At 70.5% G+C, this 19,897-nt stretch carries 17 protein-coding genes, 1 tRNA gene and 1 pseudogene; 7 read left to right on the top strand and 12 right to left on the bottom strand.

Annotated elements, in window-relative coordinates; all coding sequences use genetic code 11:
• Nucleotides 1-95: 95 nt before the first annotated feature.
• From ACIRSU_RS33500 to ACIRSU_RS33485, 4 genes are all read right to left on the bottom strand, one after another.
• Nucleotides 96-872 (bottom strand): TetR family transcriptional regulator, encoded by a 777-nt coding sequence (locus ACIRSU_RS33500; RefSeq protein ID WP_403800410.1) that lies wholly within the window; start codon nt 870-872, stop codon nt 96-98.
• Nucleotides 873-1,120: 248 nt separating this feature from the next.
• Entirely contained in the window at nt 1,121-1,807 is a 687-nt protein-coding gene (locus ACIRSU_RS33495) for a ScbR family autoregulator-binding transcription factor (protein ID WP_403800407.1), read from the bottom strand.
• A 191-nt stretch (nt 1,808-1,998) separates the two neighbouring features.
• Complete coding sequence (locus ACIRSU_RS33490; RefSeq protein ID WP_403800405.1) at nt 1,999-2,433, bottom strand: MarR family winged helix-turn-helix transcriptional regulator; 435 nt, start codon at nt 2,431-2,433, stop codon at nt 1,999-2,001.
• Nucleotides 2,433-2,858, bottom strand: a complete 426-nt coding sequence (locus ACIRSU_RS33485; protein ID WP_403800402.1) for a polyketide cyclase — start codon at nt 2,856-2,858, stop codon at nt 2,433-2,435. Before ACIRSU_RS33485 ends, ACIRSU_RS33490 begins: the two co-directional genes overlap by 1 nt.
• 148 nt (nt 2,859-3,006) lie before the next feature.
• Between ACIRSU_RS33485 and ACIRSU_RS33480 the strand changes: the two genes are divergently transcribed.
• Nucleotides 3,007-3,079, top strand: a tRNA-Arg gene (locus tag ACIRSU_RS33480).
• A gap of 71 nt (nt 3,080-3,150) precedes the next feature.
• Here the strand turns inward: ACIRSU_RS33480 and ACIRSU_RS33475 are convergent.
• The 3 genes and pseudogenes from ACIRSU_RS33475 to ACIRSU_RS33465 all read right to left on the bottom strand — a co-directional run.
• Nucleotides 3,151-3,596, bottom strand: a pseudogene (locus tag ACIRSU_RS33475) (tyrosine-type recombinase/integrase); the annotation flags it as partial.
• A gap of 73 nt (nt 3,597-3,669) precedes the next feature.
• Nucleotides 3,670-4,758, bottom strand: a complete 1,089-nt coding sequence (locus tag ACIRSU_RS33470) for a helix-turn-helix domain-containing protein (protein WP_403800399.1) — start codon at nt 4,756-4,758, stop codon at nt 3,670-3,672.
• Between the two features lie 26 nt (nt 4,759-4,784).
• Nucleotides 4,785-5,417 carry a hypothetical protein gene (locus ACIRSU_RS33465; protein ID WP_403800396.1) on the bottom strand — a complete coding sequence of 211 codons (633 nt, stop codon included), beginning with the start codon at nt 5,415-5,417 and terminating at the stop codon, nt 4,785-4,787.
• 513 nt (nt 5,418-5,930) lie between these two features.
• Here ACIRSU_RS33465 and ACIRSU_RS33460 point away from each other — a divergent pair.
• Complete coding sequence (locus tag ACIRSU_RS33460; protein ID WP_403800394.1) at nt 5,931-6,761, top strand: oxidoreductase; 831 nt, start codon at nt 5,931-5,933, stop codon at nt 6,759-6,761.
• Nucleotides 6,762-6,894: 133 nt separating this feature from the next.
• Here the strand turns inward: ACIRSU_RS33460 and ACIRSU_RS33455 are convergent, their stop codons facing one another.
• Together ACIRSU_RS33455 and ACIRSU_RS33450 are read right to left on the bottom strand one after the other, a co-directional pair.
• Nucleotides 6,895-8,739: an MFS transporter gene (locus ACIRSU_RS33455; protein WP_403800391.1), complete on the bottom strand. Its 1,845-nt coding sequence runs from the start codon at nt 8,737-8,739 to the stop codon at nt 6,895-6,897.
• Between the two features lie 314 nt (nt 8,740-9,053).
• Nucleotides 9,054-11,342, bottom strand: a complete 2,289-nt coding sequence (locus ACIRSU_RS33450) for a D-alanyl-D-alanine carboxypeptidase (protein ID WP_403800388.1) — start codon at nt 11,340-11,342, stop codon at nt 9,054-9,056.
• 188 nt (nt 11,343-11,530) lie between these two features.
• On the opposite strand from ACIRSU_RS33450, the gene ACIRSU_RS33445 reads away from it, so the two are divergent.
• The 3 genes from ACIRSU_RS33445 to ACIRSU_RS33435 all read left to right on the top strand — a co-directional run bounded on the left by ACIRSU_RS33445 (nt 11,531) and on the right by ACIRSU_RS33435 (nt 14,034).
• Nucleotides 11,531-12,259 (top strand): GPP34 family phosphoprotein, encoded by a 729-nt coding sequence (locus ACIRSU_RS33445; protein WP_403800385.1) that lies wholly within the window; start codon nt 11,531-11,533, stop codon nt 12,257-12,259.
• A gap of 427 nt (nt 12,260-12,686) precedes the next feature.
• A complete protein-coding gene (locus tag ACIRSU_RS33440) occupies nt 12,687-13,580 on the top strand; it encodes a helix-turn-helix domain-containing protein (protein ID WP_403800383.1) in 894 nt (297 codons plus the stop codon).
• Nucleotides 13,581-13,833: 253 nt separating this feature from the next.
• The gene (locus ACIRSU_RS33435; protein WP_403800380.1) at nt 13,834-14,034 is read left to right on the top strand and encodes a DUF397 domain-containing protein; all 201 of its coding nucleotides are present in this window, start codon (nt 13,834-13,836) and stop codon (nt 14,032-14,034) included.
• A gap of 148 nt (nt 14,035-14,182) precedes the next feature.
• Here ACIRSU_RS33435 and ACIRSU_RS33430 read toward each other — a convergent pair whose 3' ends face one another.
• Nucleotides 14,183-14,953 (bottom strand): hypothetical protein, encoded by a 771-nt coding sequence (locus ACIRSU_RS33430; protein WP_403800377.1) that lies wholly within the window; start codon nt 14,951-14,953, stop codon nt 14,183-14,185.
• Between ACIRSU_RS33430 and ACIRSU_RS33425 the strand changes: the two genes are divergently transcribed.
• A complete protein-coding gene (locus ACIRSU_RS33425) occupies nt 14,925-15,209 on the top strand; it encodes a hypothetical protein (RefSeq protein WP_403800375.1) in 285 nt (94 codons plus the stop codon). The genes ACIRSU_RS33430 and ACIRSU_RS33425 overlap by 29 nt on opposite strands.
• Before the next feature lie 21 nt (nt 15,210-15,230).
• The gene (locus tag ACIRSU_RS33420) at nt 15,231-16,013 is read left to right on the top strand and encodes an SDR family oxidoreductase (protein ID WP_403800373.1); all 783 of its coding nucleotides are present in this window, start codon (nt 15,231-15,233) and stop codon (nt 16,011-16,013) included.
• 14 nt (nt 16,014-16,027) lie between these two features.
• Here the strand turns inward: ACIRSU_RS33420 and ACIRSU_RS33415 are convergent, their stop codons facing one another.
• Nucleotides 16,028-17,152 (bottom strand): ADP-ribosylglycohydrolase family protein, encoded by a 1,125-nt coding sequence (locus ACIRSU_RS33415; protein WP_403800370.1) that lies wholly within the window; start codon nt 17,150-17,152, stop codon nt 16,028-16,030.
• A 139-nt stretch (nt 17,153-17,291) separates the two neighbouring features.
• Entirely contained in the window at nt 17,292-19,895 is a 2,604-nt protein-coding gene (locus ACIRSU_RS33410) for a bifunctional FO biosynthesis protein CofGH (protein WP_403800367.1), read from the bottom strand.
• Between the last annotated feature and the right edge of the window lie 2 nt (nt 19,896-19,897).

Here is a 19,897-nt window from a genome sequence, read left to right as displayed (position 1 = left end):
GTCGGCTGCCGGCCGGTGTGCGACTCGTCCACGGTTGCTCCCGCCTCTTGCCTGTCTCCGTCGCCCGTACGCTACCCAGCGCCCGGCAGCACGCGTCAGGAGAGGTCCACGGACCCGCCCTCGTCCCCGCTCTGGTCCCGGCCCTCGCTCCCGCCCTCGCTCCCGTCCTCGTTCCCGTTCCTGTCCCCGATCCCGTTCCCCGAGGCCACGAAGAGCCCCGCCCGGGCCGCGCCGACCACCCTGGGCAGCAGGAACGCCCAGAACCGGGTGAGCGGGGCCCGTTCCAGCCAGCTCGGGTCCTGGTGTCCGAGGGCCGCGTGGCCGGCGGCGACCGCGACCACCGTCGCCGCCACCTCCTCGGCCGTCACGTCGGGCGCGAGCAGGCCCTCGCGCTCGGCCCGTGCCACGACGGACTCGACCCACTCGCACCACAGTCGCCGTAAGTCGGCCGCCGGTTCCGCCGTCTGCGGTTCTGCCATCTGCGGTTCCGCCGTCGCTGGCTTCGCTGCCGCCGGTTTTGCCGCCGGCTGGCCGTGTCCACCGTTCGCGGAGGAGAGGGCGAAGCCGGCGCGGAGGACGGCGTCGGAGCGGAGCCCCTGGACGAGTTCGTGGCTGGCGTCGATGAGGGTCTGCAGCGGGAGCGCCTCGCGCTCCCGGGTGATCCGTACGAGCCGCTCGCCGGCCGCGGCGACGACGGCGTCGGCCAGCTCCGCCTTGCTGGGGAAATGGAAGTGCAGGGCCCCGCTGCTGACCCCGGCACGGGCGCTGATGGTCGCGAGCGAGGCGACCTCGAAGCCGTCCCGGTCGAAGAGCGCGGCCGCCGACTCGACGAGGGCGTTGCGCGTCCGAATCGCCCGCTCCTGCTTGGCCAAGGGACCTCCGTACGCAGCGCCAACCGTCACTTTGCCAGCACTTTAACAAACCGGCCCAGCGGTATTTCGCGTTACGGAAAAGACCTAGCCCGCCGTACGGACTCGGAGAAGCCCCGGGAGCGCCCCCAACACTCCGACAACACAACCGAGTTCAGGTGCAGACCGCCTCTCGACCGACACCCCTCACCATGACCAAAAGTGAGCTGTGAGCTGTGAACTGTGAGCTGTCAGGGGAACCTGGCGAGAGGTCAACTCAACGCGCCGGAAGGGCTCCCGGCCCCGCCGCGCGCCTGGAGTGCCTCCCCGTAGGCGCGCTCGGCACGCGAGGGCGAGAAGTCGAGGCGGACGAGTACGCCGGGGACGGTGATGGCGCTGACGATGGTGCGCATGAGGTCGGAGACCCGCTCCACCATGTCCGCGTGCTGGGTCATGATCTTGGAGAGGACCTGCACGCCGGTGAAACTGCCCGTGAAGAGGCTGGCGGTGGCGGGGATGTCGACGTGCGGCAGCAGCTCGCCGGCCGCCTTCGCCTTGGTCAGGACGTCCACGTTGTGGTCGATCCAGCCCTGCATCGGGACCCGGCGGTCGAGGCCGTCGAGCGGGGAGCCCTGGTCGACGGTGAGGCGGACGCTGCCGCGCACCATGGGGTCGGCGATGTGCAGGAGATGGGCGAGGACGAGGGCCTCGTCGGTGAGCGTCTGGAGGAAGAGCTCACGCTGCGGCACGGGAGGCAGGGCCGCGACCTGACCGGCGAGGACCTCCTGGGCGAGCTCCTCCTTGGAGGAGAAGTGGAAATAGAGGGCCCCCTTGGTGACCCCGCACCTCTTCAGCACTTCGGAGATCGTCGCGGCCTCGTAGCCGACCTCGTCGAACAGTTCGGCCGCCGCGAGCACGATCTTCTGGCGTGTGCGGATGGCGCGTTCTTGCTGTGCCACTACATCCTCCGTACCTCACGGTGCGAAGTAGACCGTAAGGCTGGCGTTTCCAACCGGATGCTTCACGCGTCCACAATTCGAGAATAAAACCACCCAACCGGTTCGACAAGGATGCGGAAACAAAACCGGTTGGTCCGTATCGTAAACGTTCGCGTGTGGCAGGTCACCAGCCTCCTTGCGGAGCCGGGCAGTTAACCTTCCGTCGGCTCGGCGATGCGCCGGAGCAGGGCCACGGCCCCCGCCCGTACGTCCGCGGGGAAGAACCGCGCGTCGACCTCCTCGACGACGGCGATCGCCCGCGGCGCCAGCTCCGCCCCCGCCGCCGTCACGCGCAGCCGCTTGGCCCGGGTGTCCGCCGGGTCGACCTCCCGCTCGACGAGCCCCTTGGCCTCCAGCGCCTTCAGTACCTGCGACGTCATCTTCACGTCGGTCCCGGCCTGCCGCGCCAGCGCCTGCTGCTGCGGCCGCTCGCCGCGCTCGTTGAGCCACCAGGCACAGGCGAGCAGCACGAACTGCACATGCGTCAGCCCCAGCGGCGCAAGCGCGGCCCCGATGTCCCGCTGCCAGCGCAGCGTGGCGTGCCAGAGCAGGAACCCGGGACTCTCCGCCGGTTCGAGCGCCGCCATCACCGCTCCCCCACCTTCGCGAGCGCGGCCTTCACCAGCGCCGCCATCGTCTCGGGCCAGTCCCCGGTCACCGCAGGCCCCACCTGCGGCCCGAGCTCGTCGACGCCGTCCCCGGTGATCTCCATCCGGTACGTGACCCGCGTCCGCGCCCGCTCGCCCGCCCCGACCCGGTGCATCGTCCGCAACACCAGCCCCCCGAACCGCGCCTCGTCCACGAACCGCTCCCCGACCACCGCCTCGGTGACGACCAGCTCGACCGCCTCCTCCGTCCCCGGATTCATCACGATCCCGGCCCCCTCGCCGAAGGGCCGGTCGATCGCGATGCCCTTGATGTCGGCGTTCCACTCCCCCCAGTTCTCCACATCGGCCCACAGCTCCCAGACGGCCCGCCCGGCCGCCTCGGTCTCGACACTGTGCTCGTACACCCACACGGCGATCCCCGCCCCCTCGCATCCAACTTCATCTACGCACAGACTATCTCCGCACAGACCATCTACCAAGGGCTTCCCCGCCTCCTCCCGGACTCCCCGGCCCCGCCCGGCCCACCCGCTACACTGTCGAGCGTTGTATCCCGCCTTCGTAGCTCAGGGGATAGAGCACCGCTCTCCTAAAGCGGGTGTCGCAGGTTCGAATCCTGCCGGGGGCACAAGGGAAAAGGGCAGCTAGTGACGTCACTAGGTGCCCTTTGACATCCACGGCTGACATCAACGGCGGCGGTCACTCACGGCCGGGCCGCCTCCTGAGCAGCCGGTCCATGTGGCTGATCGCCTCGCGCTGGGTGTCCTGGACGACGTGCGTGTACACGTCCATGGTGATGCTGATCTGGCTGTGGCCGAGGATCTCCATCACGACGCGGGGCGCGACGCCGGCGGCGGTGAGCAGCGTCGCCGTCCCGTGCCGGGCATCGTGCAGCCGGATCACCCGGAGACCGGCGGATGCGGCAACGCGGGTGAAGGAGCGGTACACGTTGCGCGGCTCGACCGGGCTGCCCGAACGTGTCGTGAAGACGTAGTCACTCCCCTTCCACTCCTCCCCGCCTTGGCCCGCTGATCGTTCTGCCGCATCCGATGCCAGCGGAGAGGCGCGATGCACATGGCGGGCAGCGGCACAGCGCGCCGGCGACGTCCCTTGGGATCGTCGTCGTACAGGACCCCTCGGCGTCGGCTCCGTAGGCCGGCGCCGTGCTCGTCGCCGACGTCGCCCACGTCGCCGGCCTGTCCTCGCAAGGACTAGAACTCACCGACCGACAAGCTTGAGGCTGGGGCGGATGGGAGCACTGAGCCGATCCCCGCCCTCCAAGACTGTCGGGACCAGACCAAACACGTGGAGATTTAGTTCCTCAACAGTCAAGTTGAGATCATCCGCCATCTCGTGAATTGAGATTTTTTGGGCCCGCAGGGCAGCGAAAACCTTACTCAGGAGCTGCGAACTCTCCCGATTGATACCGCCGGGCTCACCGCTACGATACCCCATTTGCGAAAGCTGCTTCACTGCCGTGCGGTAATTCCATTCCGAAAGAAGATCAAGGTCCTTCAATCGATACGCCAGGGCGACAGCCGCGACCTGCCATTTCAGCTTGGCGCTAAGGATCCTCCGTGCATCTGCCGCGTAGAGCCGCTGAGCCAGCAGTCCGGACCTCGGCATCAAGAAGGAGGAAGCAAATTGCTGAGCCTCCTGCTCCGCCTCGGCTCCATGGGGAATTCGATGTTCGGAGTGCATGACGAGATGACCAAGTTCATGAGCCGCATCAAAGCGCCCGCGCTCTCCGCTTTTCTCAAGATTCAATACGACAAATGGATTGGTGCGCTTCCAGCGGAAAGAGAAGGCGTCAACTGAAGAGCAGTCGGCGGCAAGAGAGAAAACTCGCACTCCGTGGGATTCCAGCAGGTGCACCATATTAGGAATCGGAGCTTCACCTAGGCCCCAAAGCGCACGGACCCGTTCCGCCGCTTCTTCGGGCGGAAGATGCGGGAGGGTCGGGACATCGGCGCGAGGGAGTGCGAACCTCTGCTCAATCCAGTCATTGATCTCAACGACAATGCGGCCAGCACCTCGCGCAGAATCTCGGTCTAGGGCACTCATCTTCGATAGCGCTCGAAAGCTGACCGCGTCGACTGCCAGCTCGTCAACGTCCTGAGCAGTGAAGAAGGAGACCGGCAACTCAAGCGCCTCGGATAGCGAGCTAAGCGTCTCCATGGATGGCACCTTGTGACCGTTTTCGAATGCCGTGAGACTGCGAACGGAGATGCCGGACTCCTTGGACAGACCAGAAAGAGTCATGCGCCTCCTCTTTCGCGCTAGAACCAATCGCGAAGCAGTTAGCATGACTCTCTCCTGGCCTCAAAGGGACCTTACTGGGCTCCCTTGAATTCGACGGGGACTTCCACTGGCGCCATGGCGGGCACCTCATCCAGACGCTTGATATCGAACTCGGCTCCAAGGAACGGGTTGTCATCGAGAATGATGCGCTCTCGCCATGTATCCACGTGCTTCCCGTGCATTTCTACAGGAAGTGACAACTCGAAGCTAAGACCATCCTTGCTCGACTTGTAGAGGAGGAACCACGTCGGCAGGTCATTTGCCTCCAGGTCGTCCACCCCGGAGGAGAGTGCGACCGGGAAGAGCGGGAGTTGCACGTAATTCCGCTCCACGAGCTTCGCGATAGCGCCACCTTTCGGATTCTTAGTCCGAACGTCGCCCGAGAAGCTCGCAGCCTCTTCGCCCACCATACCTGAGCCACTAACCGCAGTGATCGCGAAGGTGCCGGCCGGGTGAATGGTGCGTAGGATTGACTGAGCGTTACTGTACGTCCAACCCTTACGAACCATTCGCTCCCGGAAGGTGCGATTACTCCGGGACCAGAAGGCGTAGCCCGCCATGCCCGGTGCGTCCATTTCCGTGCACAGTCGAGCCTCAGCCGAACCGCCAGCGATCGCCTTGTGCAGGTCCTCAGGCGCGAGGCCCAACTCGCTCAGGCGCTGCACGGCCGCAACGCCAACGTGACACACGGGTTCCACGTGACCTCCAGCACGGATAGGTTCCAAAAATCGTACCTCACGCGAGGGTCGATTTTTGGAACCCATCGAGGTCGAACGTTAGTTCTATCTTGGCTCTAGGGCAACCCGTCGGTTGCAATGCCTAGTAGTGGGTGGGCCGTTGGCTGGGGCTGCAGCCGCCCGAGCGGGTGAGCCTGTTAGGGACGGACGGCGGCTGACATCCACGGCTGACATCAACAGCGGTGGATGCGAAAGGCCGCAGGCAGCCAGCAGCGGCAGGGGAGCCCTCGGTCGTTGGTTGCGTACGGTCGGTCCGATCGAACTCCAAAGCGGGTGTCGCAGGTTCGAATCCTGCCGGGGGCACAAGCGCAGAGGCCCCGGACCGATCATGGTCCGGGGCCTTTGCCATGTCCCCGGGTGTACTCCTGGGCTTGATCTAGAGCGCACTCCAACGTCTAGCGTCGCGCTGTCGAACGGCCGACCGATCAGGCAGGGGAGAACATGGGCGTGTGGTTTGTCACCGGGGCGGCGCGGGGGCTCGGGGCCGCGGTTACTCGGGAGGCGTTGGGGCGGGGGCATCGGGTGGTCGCTACGGCCCGGGACGTGGCGGCGGTGGTGCGGGCTTATCCGGAGCGGCCGGCGGGGCTGTTGGCGGTGCGGGCGGATGTGACCGACGCCGGGGAGTTGGCCGGGGCGGTGGAGGCCGGGGTCGCGGAGTTTGGGCGGATCGATGTGGTGGTGTGCAATGCCGGGTACGGGCTCGTGGGCGCGGTCGAGGAGACGTCCGACAAGGCGGTGCGGGAGCTGTTCGACGTCAATGTGTTCGGGGTCCTGAACACCTTGCGGGCGACGCTGCCGACCTTGCGGGCGCAGCGGTCCGGGCATGTGCTGAACATCGGCTCCGTCGGCGGGTTCGCCACCGCGCCGGCGGTCGGGCTCTACGGGGCGTCGAAGTTCGCCGTCGAGGGGATCTCCGAGGCGCTGCACGCCGAGCTGGCCCCGCTGGGGATCCGCGTCACGATCGTCGAGCCGGGGGGCTTCCGTACCGACTTCCTGAACGGCTCCAGCATCCGGATCGAACCGGCCTCCATCGGTGACTACGCCGTCGGCGCCGGGCCGGTGCGCGAGGCGCTGGCGCAGGTCGACGGGCGTCAGCCGGGCGATCCGGTGAAGGCCGCCAGGGCCATCGTCGACGTCACCGAGGCCGCCGAGCCGCCGCTGCGGCTGCAGTTGGGCGCGGACGCCGTCGAGCGCGTCGAGGCGAAGCTGGATCTGGTCCGGCGGGAGCTCGACCAGTGGCGGCAGGTCGCCCTCTCCACCGACCTCGTGTAGAGGTCAGATCCACCAGCCTCGTGTAGAGGTCAGATCCACCAGCCTCGCCTAGCGGTCAGCTCCACCGACCTCGCGTAACGGTCAGCCCCACCGGCCTCGCCTAGCGGTCAGCCCCACCGGCCTCGCGTAGCGGTCAGCGCAGTTCTTCCGGGCAGGCCGTGCCGCGCGGGAACAGTTTGTACGGGGCGCCCAGGCGGTACGTGCCCGGCTTCGGGGCCAGGAGTTCGGTCCACTCGTCGCCGTCCGCGTCCGGAGCCGACTTCAGCAGACAGCCCTGCTCGTTGGCGAAGACCCTGGGCGGCTCCTTGTCGGAGTCGGCGGCGGACTCGCGGGCCTTCTTCGAGGCCTCCGTCTCCTGCGGGGGTTCGATCTTGGCGCCGTTGGCGTCGAGGAGCGCGAGCCACGGGGAGTAGGGGACGCGGATGCGGACGCGGCCGGGGGCGTCGAGGTGGAGGACGACCTCGTTGGCCCCGGCGCGTTCGACGCGGGCGGGCGGGTCGGCGAGGGGCATCGGGTCGGTGACCTCGTAGAGCCGCCAGTTGTCGTCGGACCAGACCTGCCTGAGGTACGGCAGGCCGTCGTCGACCAGCTCCGCCTCGCGCTCGGCCCCCGAGTCCGGGGCGCCGGTCGGGAGGACGACGTAGTGGACGGCCCAGCGGTCGAGCCAGTCGTGGTAGTTGGCGGCGTTGAGGGTGTCGTCGTAGAAGAGCGGGTTGCGCTCGATGTCGGCCTGGCGGTTCCAGCCGCGGGCCAGGTTGATGTACGGGGCGAGGGCCGAGGACTCGCGGTGGCTGGAGGCCGGCACGACCTCGACGCGGGCCTGCTCGGCGCCGCGCACCTGGAGCTGGTTGATCAGCGGGGCGACCTCGCGCGCCCACGAGGCGTCCGGCGCGGTGCGGATCACGTCGTCGACGCCCTTGAAGCCGATCCACACGTTGAGGCCGACGAAGGCCAGCACGATCGCGTACCAGCGGCGCGAGCGCGGCCGCGCGTACGGCAGGGCGGCGAGCAGCACCACGCCCGCGAAGAGCATCGAGAGGCGGGAGACGTTCGAGCCGATCTGCGAGTCGATCAGCCAGGTCAGCAGCGTGCCGGCCGCGTACACGGCCGCCGCCGTCCGCACCGTGCGCCACTCCCGCGGGACCAGGACCAGCACCAGGACGCCGAAGAGGAACGGCAGGCTCATCGACATCAGCGACATCGGCTGCGTGCCCGAGAAGGGGAACAGCCACGCCGACAGCGCCACGACCGCGACCGGGGCGAGCCCGAGGGCGTACGCTCCCGGGCGCCGCTTGTTGAGGAAGAGCGCCGCCGCGACCACGCCCAGGAACAGCCCCGCCACCGGGCTGCACGCCGTCGCGATCCCGGCGAGCGGCGCGGCGACCGCCGCCTTCGCCCAGCGCCGGTAGCGCCAGCGGTGCGGCCAGCAGAACACCGCCGCGACCGCCCCCAGCGCGAACATCATGCCGAGCCCGAACGTCACCCGCCCCGACAGCGCGTTGCACAGGAACGCGAAGACCCCGGCGAGCGCGCACGCGAGCGGATTGCGCACCGCCCGCACCCGCACCAGGATCAGCGCGGTCAGGGCCGCCGACAGCGTCCCGGCGATCATCATCGTCGTCCGCACGCCGAGCACGGACATGACGTACGGGGACACCACGCTGTACGAGACCGGGTGCATCCCGCCGTACCAGGCGAGGTTGTACGCCGAGTCCGGGTGCCGCCCGACGAACTCCGCCCAGGCGTCCTGCGCCGCCAGGTCCCCGCCGCTGTTGGCGAAGAAGAAGAACCAGAGGAGGTGGGTGAGCGCGGCCGCGGCCGTCGCCACCAGAACCGTGAAGCGGCGCTTGTCCCGCCAGGACGGGGACACGACGTCCACCGGCGCGGGCGGCCGCGGAGACGGCAGATCTATTCGCGATGGTGAAGCAGAGTCCATGGGTCCGGCCTCGGTGGCGCGTGTCGGCTCGACGGTGGTCAAACTGCGGCCCTCTCCCCTGTCCCCTGCCTCTGCTGCCTTTCTCTCGTCCCCGACCGAACGCTAACAGGCAGGCGCCCGGGTGGCTCCCGGGCGCCTGCCCACATCAGTCCAGTCGGGTCATGCGCGGGCGGGTCGGCCCGGCGCCCCGGCCCCGGACCGGCCCCGGCGAGGTCGGCCCGGCGGGGTCGGTCCGGCCGGGTCGGTCAGGCCAGGTCCGTCCGGCCAGGTCCGTCCGGCCAGGTCGGTCCGGCCCGGGCCGACCATTCGGATCAGCCCGGCCGGGGTCGCCCCCGACCGGGTCGCCCTCTGCCGGGTCAGCCCAGGCGGGTGAGCTTCTTGTCGTAGCCCGGCTCCGCCAGGTCCTTCTCCAGCGCCACCGGTGCGCTGACCTTGCCGGTGCCCGTGCCGATCGACACCTCGCCGACCACGTCCCCGGCCTTGCCCTTGTGCGGTACGGCCTTGCCGCCGGGGCCGAGCGTCAGGGAGACCTTCAGGCCCGGCCAGCCGATCGCCTTGACGTCCTTGGTGGCCACGACCGGCGTACGGCCGCCGAGGCCGTCGTCCACATAGCCGACGACCTGCCCCTTCTTCACCACGGTGGCGGAGGTGACGACCTTCTGCGCCTTCTGGATGACCTTGAGGCTGTACGCGATCGCCAGGTCCAGCTTCTGGTAGAGCTGCGCCGCGTCCTTGGCGCCCATCGTGACGCCGACGATCCGGCGCTTCTCGCCGTCGACCACCGTGTACGCGGCCCACAGCAGGTTGCCGCCGGCCGGCGTCGACGAACCCGTCTTGATGCCCGCGACACCCGGCTCGAGAAGGATCGTGTTGTTGTTCTCGATCCGGGTCGGGATGCCGTCGACCGTCACGTTCGGCATGTCCACGACCTCGCGGAACACGTCGAACTGCATGACCGCCTTCGCCAGCTTCAGCTGGTCGAGCGGGGTCGACATGGTCGTCGACTGCAGACCGGACGGGTCCGTGTACGTCGACCCCGTCATCCCCAGCTCCTTGGCGGCGGCGTTCATCTTCGCGACGAACGCCTCCTCCGAACCGGCGTCCCAGCGGCCGAGCAGCCGCGCCACGTTGTTGCCCGAAGGGATCATGAGCAGCTCGAGGAGCTCCTTCTCCGAGTAGCGCTGGCCCTCCTTGATCGGGGCCGTCGACTCGTCCTTCGCCTTCGCCTGCTCGCCGGCGGTCTTGTCGACCTCGATCTGCGGACCCTCCTCGTTCCCCTTGATGGGGTGGTCGCGCAGGATCACGTACGCCGTCATCGTCTTCGCCATGGACGCGATCGGAGCCGGCTGCTGCGCCCCGTACGTACCGAGCGAACCGACGCCCTCGACCTCGGCCGCGCCCTGGCCCTCGGACGGCCACGGGATGTTCGGCTCGCCGCCCTCGAAGGAGAACTGAGGAGCGGCGGAGAGCACCAGCTTGGGGTCCGGGAGCGGGCGCACGATCTGTACGACCGCAAACACGACCAGGAGGAGCAGGACCAGCGGGGTCCAGATCTTCACCCGGCGCACCGTCGTGCGCAGCGTGGTCTCCGGCGGCGGCGGAGTGTTCGTCAGCTCGGCGAGGATCTCCAGCGGCGGGCGCGGCGGCAGCGGCTGCTGCTTGGTCCGCTCCGGCTCGGTGAGCGACGGGGGTACGGGGACGGGCGCGGCCTGCGCGAACCTCGGCGCCGCCTGGGGCTCCGCCTTGGAGGCGGGCGCGGGCGTGGCCGTGGGCGCGGAGGCGGACGCGGTCGGGGAGGCGGACGCGTTCGCCGGCTTCGCCTGCTCCTGGGTGATGTCGCCCTGGAGCGGGCGGAAGGTGGACCTGGGCGGCAGCTTGAGCGCGGTCGTCGGCTGGTCGACGACCGGCGGCTTGACCGCCTTGAAGACGGCGGTCGGCTGGTCGACGGGCTGGGGCTTCGGCTCCGGCGCGGGCTGCGACTTGGGTTCGGCCTTCGGCTCGGGTGCGGGCTGCGACGTCGACTCGGCCTCCCGCTCCGGCTTCGACTCGGCCTTCGACTCGGCCTCCCGCTCCGGCTCGGACTCGGCCTTCGACTCGGGCTGCCGCTCCGGCTTCGACTCGGGCTTCGCCTTGTCCTCGGCGTCGTCCGTCGACCCAGGCTTCGGCTTCTCGTCCGCCTTCGGCTCGGCCTTCTCCTCGGCCTTCGGCTCCGGATTCGACTCAGGCTTCGGCTCGGGCTCGCGCTTCGCCTCCGGCTCGGACCCGGACTCCGGCTCGCCCGCGACAGGCTTGCGCACGGCGAACCAGGACTCGCTCGCAGCGGGCGCCTCGGCCTCCGGCCCGGACTTCTCCCGGGCCTCGGCCTCGTCCTCGGGCGCGACCTCGGACTCGTCCTCGCCTCCGGTCGGCGCCGAGGACTCCCCGGCCTCGTCCTCCGCCTTCGCCGACGCCTCCCCGGCCGGCTCCACGGGCTCCTCGGCCGCCTCCGGCTCCCCCGGCTCGTCCTCCGGGGCCGTGCGCGGGGTCAGCGCCTTGAAGACCGCCGTCGGCTGGTCTACCCGGTCGCGGTCGCGGTCCTGGACGACCGACAGCCGCGGGTCCCGGCCCTCACCCTGCTCCGCCTTGTCGGGGGACTCGCCCGCCACCGTGCCTCCTCCGTGCCTTCACATGACTACTACGAACGAACAACCAACAGTGTCCTGTGTGAACCCCTCGGCTCCCGTGCTAGACGAGAACGACATACCTACTGGTTCCCGGACGAAGCACCCAGGCGCTCTCGACAGATGAATGTGAGAGGGGTCACCCTGTCATTCATCCACGCGGGGAGGCATGGATGGGCAGGAGCCGCAGAACAATTCCGGAGGAGCTTCTGCTGCTCGCTCTGGACCCGGCCACGGGTACCACAGCGCAGCCGCAGTCGCTCGACCTCGGCCTGGCCGGAGCACAGCTAGTGGAGCTGGCTCTGGCAGGACGGATAGCCCCTGACGGGGATCGTATCGCCGTGGTGATGCCACGGCCGACCGGAGATCCGACTCTGGACTCCGCACTGGAACTGCTGCGCAGGCGCGGCAGTCCGGTACGGGCCGTCCACTGGATCGGCGGGCCCCGACTGGGGCTGCGCCAGACGTATCTCTCGCATCTGGAGCGATGCGGCATGGTCCATGCCGTGGAGGGCCAGATGTGCGGGGTGCTGCCGACGACTCGCTACCAGGCGACGGACACGGCCATCAGCCGGGAGATCAGGGCCCGGCTGGACAGTGCGATCCGCACCGGCGTACCGCCGGACCCGCGGACCGCGGCGCTCGCCGCGCTGGCCCACGCGGTCGGTCTCGGCAAGCACCTGTACCCCGGCAACGAAGGACGGTCGTCGCGGTCCCGGCTGCGCGACCTGATCCGGCACGACCCGATGGGCGGCCTCGTGGCCCACGCCGTCCTCGACGTCCAGAACGGCGCGGGCGCCCAGCCCCGCCGTAGCGCGACGGGCAACGCCGGCAGCACGACGGCGGGCGGCGCGGTGCCGTCCCAGCCGCGCCGCGCGACCATGGCGCGCGTCGCCATGTGACGACCGGACCCGCAGAGTCCGGTCGTCATGCGACCACCGGACCCACAGGGCCCACCCACCGCAGCACACCGCACCACATCACGTCGCAACACACCGCAGCGCACCGCACTGCAGTGCACCGCACTGCAGCGCGCCGCACTGCACCTCACCGCAAGACCCGAACCACCCAGGCCCCCGGCCCCCGGTCCCGCCCCCACGCGGTCGCCCGGGCCCCGGGCCCCCCTCACCAGCGGTCCGCCACCGGTTCACCACCGGTCCGCACCGGTCCGCACCGGGAGCCGCATACGTGTGCGGGGCGGTCGTCCAATACGACCGCCCCGCCCGCGCATCTCTGGTCGTTTTCCAGCGCACACCGCACCTTTGGTGGCAGTCTGCCAAGCAGTAGATACTCACAGCTACGCAGCCGACAGCCGGAGGTGCAGTTTCCGTGGCGTCCAGTGTCAACCCCACCGTCAGGCGACGCCGATTGGGCCAGGAGCTGCGCCGGCTCCGGGAGGCGAAGAACATGACGGCCGAGCAGGTCGCCGAGCGTCTGCTCGTCTCCCAGTCCAAGATCAGCCGCCTCGAGAACGGCCGGCGTTCGATCAGCCAGCGTGACGTCCGCGATCTGTGCGGGGTGTACGAGGTCGAGGACGAGCGGGTGGTCGACTCGCTGATGCAAATGGCCAAGGACTCGCGCCAGCAGGGCTGGTGGCACGCCTTCGGCGACATCCCGTACAGCGTCTACATCGGTCTGGAGACGGACGCGGAGAGCCTGCGGGTCTACGAGCCGCAGATCATCCCGGGGCTGCTGCAGACCCACGCCTACGCGGAGGCGGTGATCGCCGGCGCGCTGCCGGAGTCGACGCAGGCCGACATCGAGAAGCGGGTCCAGGTGCGCACCCGCCGCCAGGAGCGGATCAGGGAGGACGGCGAGCGTCCGCTGCGGCTGTGGGCGGTCATCGACGAGGGTGCGCTGCGCCGGGTGGTGGGCGGCCGGCAGGTGATGGTGGAGCAGCTGGAGCACCTGGTCGAGCAGTCGCACCTGCCGCATGTGACCGTGCAGGTGCTGCCGTTCCACATGGGCGCGCACCCGGGCATCAGCGGGCATTACGCGATTCTGGAATTCCCGGACACCTCGGACTCCAGCGTGGTCTACATCGAGGGCGTGACGAGCGACCTCTATCTGGAGAAGGCGCAGGACGTCGGCAAGTACAGCGTGATGTACGAGCACCTGCGGGCACAGGCGCTGAATGCGGACGACACCCGGGCGTACATCATGAAAATGGCGAAGCGGTACGCCGACGCCGGAACCGACCTCGACGGAGAATCGGACGATTGAGGGGCGAATGAGGAACTCCGCGGGCGTCCCGGCCTGAATCCCGTCATTCGGCGGCCATTCGACCGGGGCGCGGGGGAAGAGGCCGGTACGGTACACCCCCGGCTCACCGCGGCGGAAGCTCACTTGGAATATGCCATCCGGTCGAGTGAACGCCGGTCCCGCAGGACGGGGCGGTGCGAGTAGCGTCGATCACACCCGCCAGGAACATTGGCGGGAACCCGACGCACCTCTCGTAGAACCGGAGTTGAGAAGAATGGCCATTATCCAGGGCGCGACCGACAGCTGGACGAAGTCCTCGTATTCCGGCGGAAACGGCGCCTGTGTCGAGGTCAAGTCCCCCGTCGTGAACGCGATCGACGTGCGCGACTCGAAGGCACCGGAGGGCCCTTCCCTCTCTTTCGGCCCGGCCTCGTGGAACGCGTTCGTGGGCGAGGTGAGCGCCGGGGCCGTGTGACCCCGCGCGCACTTCGCACCGCGTTCGCGCAATCAGCGCAGTACGGAATGAGCCCTCTCGACCGGTCCGCCGTCCTGGCCGAGGGGGCTCGGCGTTTTCCCGCCGCCGCCGACCGGTGTCACCGCCACCATCACCGCCACCGTCACCTTCACCTCAGCTCGTCGACGTACCGGTCCGTCCCCGGCACCGTGGGGACGAACGGCGCCACCAGCTCCACCCGGCCGCCCCACTCCACGGAGGCGAGGTCGGCGAAACGGTCCTCCCAGCATGTGCGCGGGTCGGCCTCCAGGAACCACAGCAGGGTCAGCCGGGTGTCGACGCCCTCCACCTGCTTCACGTACGTCATCCGGTCGCCGGGCAGCGGCGTGGGCCGGAAGACCGTGACCATCGCGGCCGGCGAGCCGGCGAGCCGCCGCGGCAGCTCGCGCGAGCGCAGCCGCTCGACCAGTTCGGCCCGCCGCTCGGGCCCCTCCGTGTCGATGACCTGGAGGATCAGACCGCCGTACGGATGGTCGAGGGCGTGGAAGTCGCGCGGACCGGCGGCCCCGTCGCGGTAGACGGTCACCTCGTGGTCCTGGAACGACGTGAAGACGTGGGTGCGGTCGTGGTAGACCCGGGCGTCCCGGTTGAGGCGCTTGTTGATGGCGACGGTCCACTTCATGTGCTCGTCGTAGCGGCCGTCGGTGATCCAGTACGTGGAGAGGTAGCAGCCGGCGGTGACCGGCTGGGCGACCGCGGACTTCTCCGGGCCGCGCAGGAGCTGGAGCTCGCGCGTGGCGACCCAGCGGCGGCCCGCGTACATCCAGGGCATGGCCATGGCGCCCGCGTAGTAGTGGTCGTCCTCGTACCAGCGGTTGTAGGCGTACTCGTGGCCCGGGTGCGGTTCCACCATGGTGATCAGCGCGTGGCCGGGGCGCACACCGTACGGCCCGACCGCCGCCAGCTCCCCGTACGCCTCGCTCGCCCTCGGGTCGCTCGCCCTCGGCTCGCTTCTGCCCGGTTCACTCGTCCTCGGTTCGCTCCTGTCCGATTCGCTCGCCCTCGGCTCGCTCGCCCTCGGTTCGCTCCTGCCCGGTTCGCTCGTCCTCGGTTCACTCGTCCTCGGTTCGCTCATCCTCGTTCCCCTTCCCTTGTCGGCGACACCGACCTACTCTGACGGACCGTCAGATACATGACCAGGGTCCGGGAGGGCGTCGATGCTGCTTCAGGGAAAGACCGTCGTCGTCTCGGGCGTCGGCGCCGGGCTCGGGCACCGGATCGCCGAGACGGTGGTACGGGACGGGGGCCGCGCGGTCCTCGGCGCGCGCACCGGGGCCAACCTGGCCAAGTCGGCCGCCGAGATCGACCCGGACGGCACCAGGACCGCGTACCGCGCCACCGACATCACCGACGAGGCGCAGTGCGAGGCGCTGGCCGCGCTCGCGGTGGAGCGGTTCGGCGGGATCGACGCCGTGGTCCACGTGGCCGCCTGGGACTCGTACTTCGGCGGGCTCGAGGACGCCGACTTCACCACCTGGCAGGGCGTGCTCGACGTCAACCTGCTCGGCACCCTGCGGATGACCCGGGCCTGCCTGCCCGCGCTCAAGGAGCGGGGCGGCTCGGTCGTCCTGATCGGCACCCAGTCGGCGGTGGCCGCGCCCTCGCAGGTGCGGCAGGCGGCGTACGCGGCGTCCAAGGGCGCGCTGACCTCGGCCATGTACTCGCTGGCGCGCGAGCTCGGCCCGCACCGCATCCGGGTCAACACCGTGCTGCCGGGCTGGATGTGGGGGCCGCCGGTGCAGGCGTACGTTCAGTTCACCGCGCACACCGAGCAGGTCCCGGAGGCGGAGGTGCTCGCCCGGCTCACCGAGCGGATGGCGCTGCCGGAGCTGGCGACGGACGGCGACGTCGCGGAGGCGGCGGCCTTCCTGGCCTCGGACCGGGCGCGGGCGATCACCGGACAGTCGCTGCTGGTCAACGCCGGCGAGCTGATGAGATAGCCGCCGGGCCGCGGCTATCCCCTCGGATAGCGGGCCAGCCAGCCCGAGGCCGAGGCCGGGACCGACGGGCCGTGCAGCGCCGGGCCCTGGGTCATCTCCAGCGCGAAGTCGTCGGCGAGCGCGAGGACCGTGGCCCGGCCCTCCAGCTCGACCAGCCAGGCCGGCGGCAGGGCCGTCTCGCCGTGGAGGGCGCCGAGGAGGGCGCCCGTGAGGGTGCCGGTGGCCGCCGACGGGCCGTCGTGGTTGACCGCGAGGCGCAGGCCGTGGCGGATGTCCTCGGCGACCAGGGCGCAGTAGACGGCCGCGGCGAGCTGGGCCTCGGCGCGGTCCTCGCCCGCCCCGAGGGCCGTGACCCGCTCCGCGTCCGGCACGCCCTCCCGTACGGCGGCGAGGGCGGCCTCCAGGGCCTCGGTGACCGGCTCGTGGCCCGGGCGCGGGGCCAGCTGCGTCTGGGCGGTGCGGACGGCGCCGTCGACGCTGTCGCCGCGGGCCACGCCGTGCACGACGACGGCGAGGGCGCCGGCCGAGAGGTACGCGGCGGGGGCGCCGTGCGTCTGGGCGGCGCACTCGACGGCGAGCTGGCAGACCAGCTGCGGCTCCCAGCCGACGAGCAGGCCGAAGGGTGCCGAGCGGACCAGGGCGCCGGAGTCGGCGGCGTCCGGGTTCTTGGGCCGGTCGAGCGTGCCGAGGACGTCGTCGCCGAGGCCGGTGAGGCAGGCCCGGGCCGGGTCGCGGCGGGCGTACAGCCACTCCTCGCGGGCCAGCCAGCCCAGGTCCCGCCGCCGCTCGTCGGGGCCCCAGTCGCGCTGGGTGGCGGCCCAGCGCAGATGGGCGCGGTGGACGTCGGTGGGCGGGTGCCAGACGCCGGTGTCGCGGCGGACCTGGGCGCGGATCAGGCCGTCGACGGTGAACAGGGACATCTGGGTGGCGGCCGTGATCGCGCCCCGGCGGCCATACGCGGGGACCAGGTCGGTCAGGCCCTCGGGGCCGTGCGCCTCGCGCAGCGCGGCGAGGGGGCGGCCGGCCGCGCCGGCGCCGAACGCGTCGCCGACCGCCCCGCCCAGGAGGCAGCCGCGGACCCGGGCCCGGAAGTCCTGCTGTTCGGTGCGGCCCCACACGGCGGCGGCTGTGGTGGTCACGACGCGCCCTTTCCGTATACCGGTCACTGGTCTGTTCACTGGTCCGTCCAGCACTGTAATGGACCGGATGCGCTCGTTAAGGGGCCGGAACGTTATGTGTTCCGGCGCCCTTCAGGCCGTATTTGACCGTACTTTTCCCTCAGTCCTTCGACGGGAGCGGAAGGACCGGCAGCAGCTCCGGAAGGTGCCCGTCCGAGGCGCGGGCCGCGCGCCGCCGCTCCTCCGGGACCTCCCCGTACAGCGTCGTGCGCGGCCGGGACGGGCGGCCCGCGGCCTCGGCGATCGCCTCCAGGTCGCGGATCGAGCGGTACGAGCCGTAACTCGACCCGGCCATGCGGGAGATGGTCTCCTCCATCAGCGTGCCGCCGAGGTCGTTGGCGCCCGAGCGCAGCATCGCGGCGGCGCCCTCGGCGCCCAGCTTCACCCAACTGGTCTGGATGTTGGGGATGTACGGGTGGAGGAGCAGCCGTGCCATCGCCGTCACGGCCCGGTTGTCGCGGACGGTCGGGCCGGGGCGCGCGATGCCCGCGAGGTAGACGGGCGCGTTGGTGTGGATGAACGGGAGCGTCACGAACTCCGTGAAACCGCCCGTCTGTTGCTGGATGCGGGCCAGGGTGCGGAAGTGGCCGAGCCAGTGGCGGGGCTGGTCCACGTGCCCGTACATCATCGTCGAGGAGGAGCGGATGCCCAGCTCGTGGGCGGTCGTGACGACCTCGATCCAGGTGGCGGTGGGCAGCTTGCCCTTGGTGAGCACCCAGCGGACCTCGTCGTCGAGGATCTCGGCGGCCGTGCCCGGGATCGAGTCGAGCCCGGCCTCCTTGGCGGCGGTCAGCCACTCGCGGATCGAGAGCCCGGTGCGGGAGGCGCCGTTGACGACCTCCATCGGCGAGAAGGCGTGCACGTGCATGCCGGGGACGCGCTTCTTCACCGCGCGCGCGATGTCGAAGTACGCGGTGCCGGGCAGGTCCGGGTGGATGCCGCCCTGCATGCAGACCTCGACCGCGCCGACGTCCCAGGCCTGCGCGGCCCGGTCGGCGACCTGGTCGAGGGAGAGGGTGTAGGCGTCGGCGTCGGTGCGGCGCTGGGCGAAGGCGCAGAAACGGCAGCCGGTGTAGCAGACGTTGGTGAAGTTGATGTTGCGGGTGACGATGTACGTGACGTCGTCGCCGACCGTCGCGCGCCGGACGTCGTCGGCGATGCCGCACAGGGCGTCGAGAGCGGGGCCGTCGGCGTGGAGGAGGGCGAGAGCCTGCGGGTCGGTGAGCCGGGTCGGGTCGTCGGCGGCGACGGCGAGGGCCTCCCGCACGTCACCGTCGAGCCGTTGCGGCACCATGCCGGGCGCGGCCGCCTCGCGGAGCGCCTCCCAGTCCCCGTACACCTCGTCGAAGTCCTCGCGGCGGTCGCCGGTGCGGCCCTCGGTGTCGATGGTGCGGTGCAGATCGGTGCGGCCGGCGGAGGTGAACGCCTCGTCGGGCTCCTGCCAGGGCAGGCCGCGGACGGGTGCGTCGGGCCGGGCGAGACCGGTCTCGGGATCCGCGAGCGCCCGCACGTGGGGCACGACCCGCGGGTCCAGCCAGGGCTCGCCGCGCTGCACGAACTCCGGGTAGACGCAGAGGCGTTCGCGCAGCTCGAAGCCGGCGGCGCGGGAGCGTTCGGCCAGCTCGTCGATCTGCGGCCAGGGGCGCTCGGGGTTGACGTGGTCGATGGTGAGCGGCGACACCCCGCCCCAGTCGTCGATGCCGGCGGCGATCAGGCGCTCGTACTCGGCGTCGACCAGGTTCGGCGGGGCCTGCAGGCAGGCGCTCGGGCCCATGATGAGCCGGGCGACGGCGACGGTGGCGACGAGGTCGTCGAGCTCGGCGTCCGGCATGCCGCGCATGGCCGTGTCCGGCTTGGCGCGGAAGTTCTGGATGATCAGCTCCTGGATGCCGTGGTAGGCCCGGCCGATCCGGCGCAGCGCGAACAGCGAGTCGGCGCGCTCCTCGTACGTCTCCCCGATGCCGAGCAGCAGTCCGCTGGTGAAGGGGACGGAGGACCGGCCCGCGTCCTCCAGGACGCGCAGGCGCACGGCGGGCTCCTTGTCCGGCGAGCCGTAGTGCGGCCCGCCGGGCTCGCTCCACAGCCGGGTGGCCGTCGTCTCCAGCATCATCCCCATCGACGGCGCGACGGGCTTGAGCCGCTGGAAGTCCGTCCACGACAGCACCCCGGGGTTGAGGTGCGGCAGCAGCCCGGTCTCCTCCAGGATCCGGATCGACATGGCCCGTACGTACGCGACGGTGTCGTCGTACCCGTGCGCGTCCAGCCACTCCCGCGCCTCGGGCCAGCGGTCCTCGGGCTTGTCGCCGAGGGTGATCAGGGCTTCCTTGCAGCCGAGTTCGGCGCCCCGCCGCGCGATGTCCAGGACCTCGTCCGGGCTCATGAACATGTCGTGCCCGGCACGCCGCAGCTTGCCCGGCACGGTCGCGAACGTGCAGTAGTGGCACTTGTCCCGGCACAGCCGCGTGAGCGGTATGAACACGCTCTTCGAGTACGTGATGACCCCCGGCCGCCCGGCCTGCGCGAGCCCCGCGTCCCGCACCCGCCCGGCCACCGCGACCAACTGGTCCAGATCCGCCCCCCGCGCCTGCAACAGCACGGCGGCCTCAGCCGCGTCGAGCGCCACCCCGTCCCGGGCCCGCCTGAGGGCACGGCGCATGGCGTTCTCGGTCGGGGCGGAGTTGCGTGGTGCCTGGTGATCCGTCATGG

The organism is Streptomyces sp. NPDC101160 (assembly GCF_044768205.1).
GTDB lineage: Bacteria > Actinomycetota > Actinomycetes > Streptomycetales > Streptomycetaceae > Streptomyces.
This window is presented reverse-complemented; position numbering and strand designations above follow the sequence as displayed.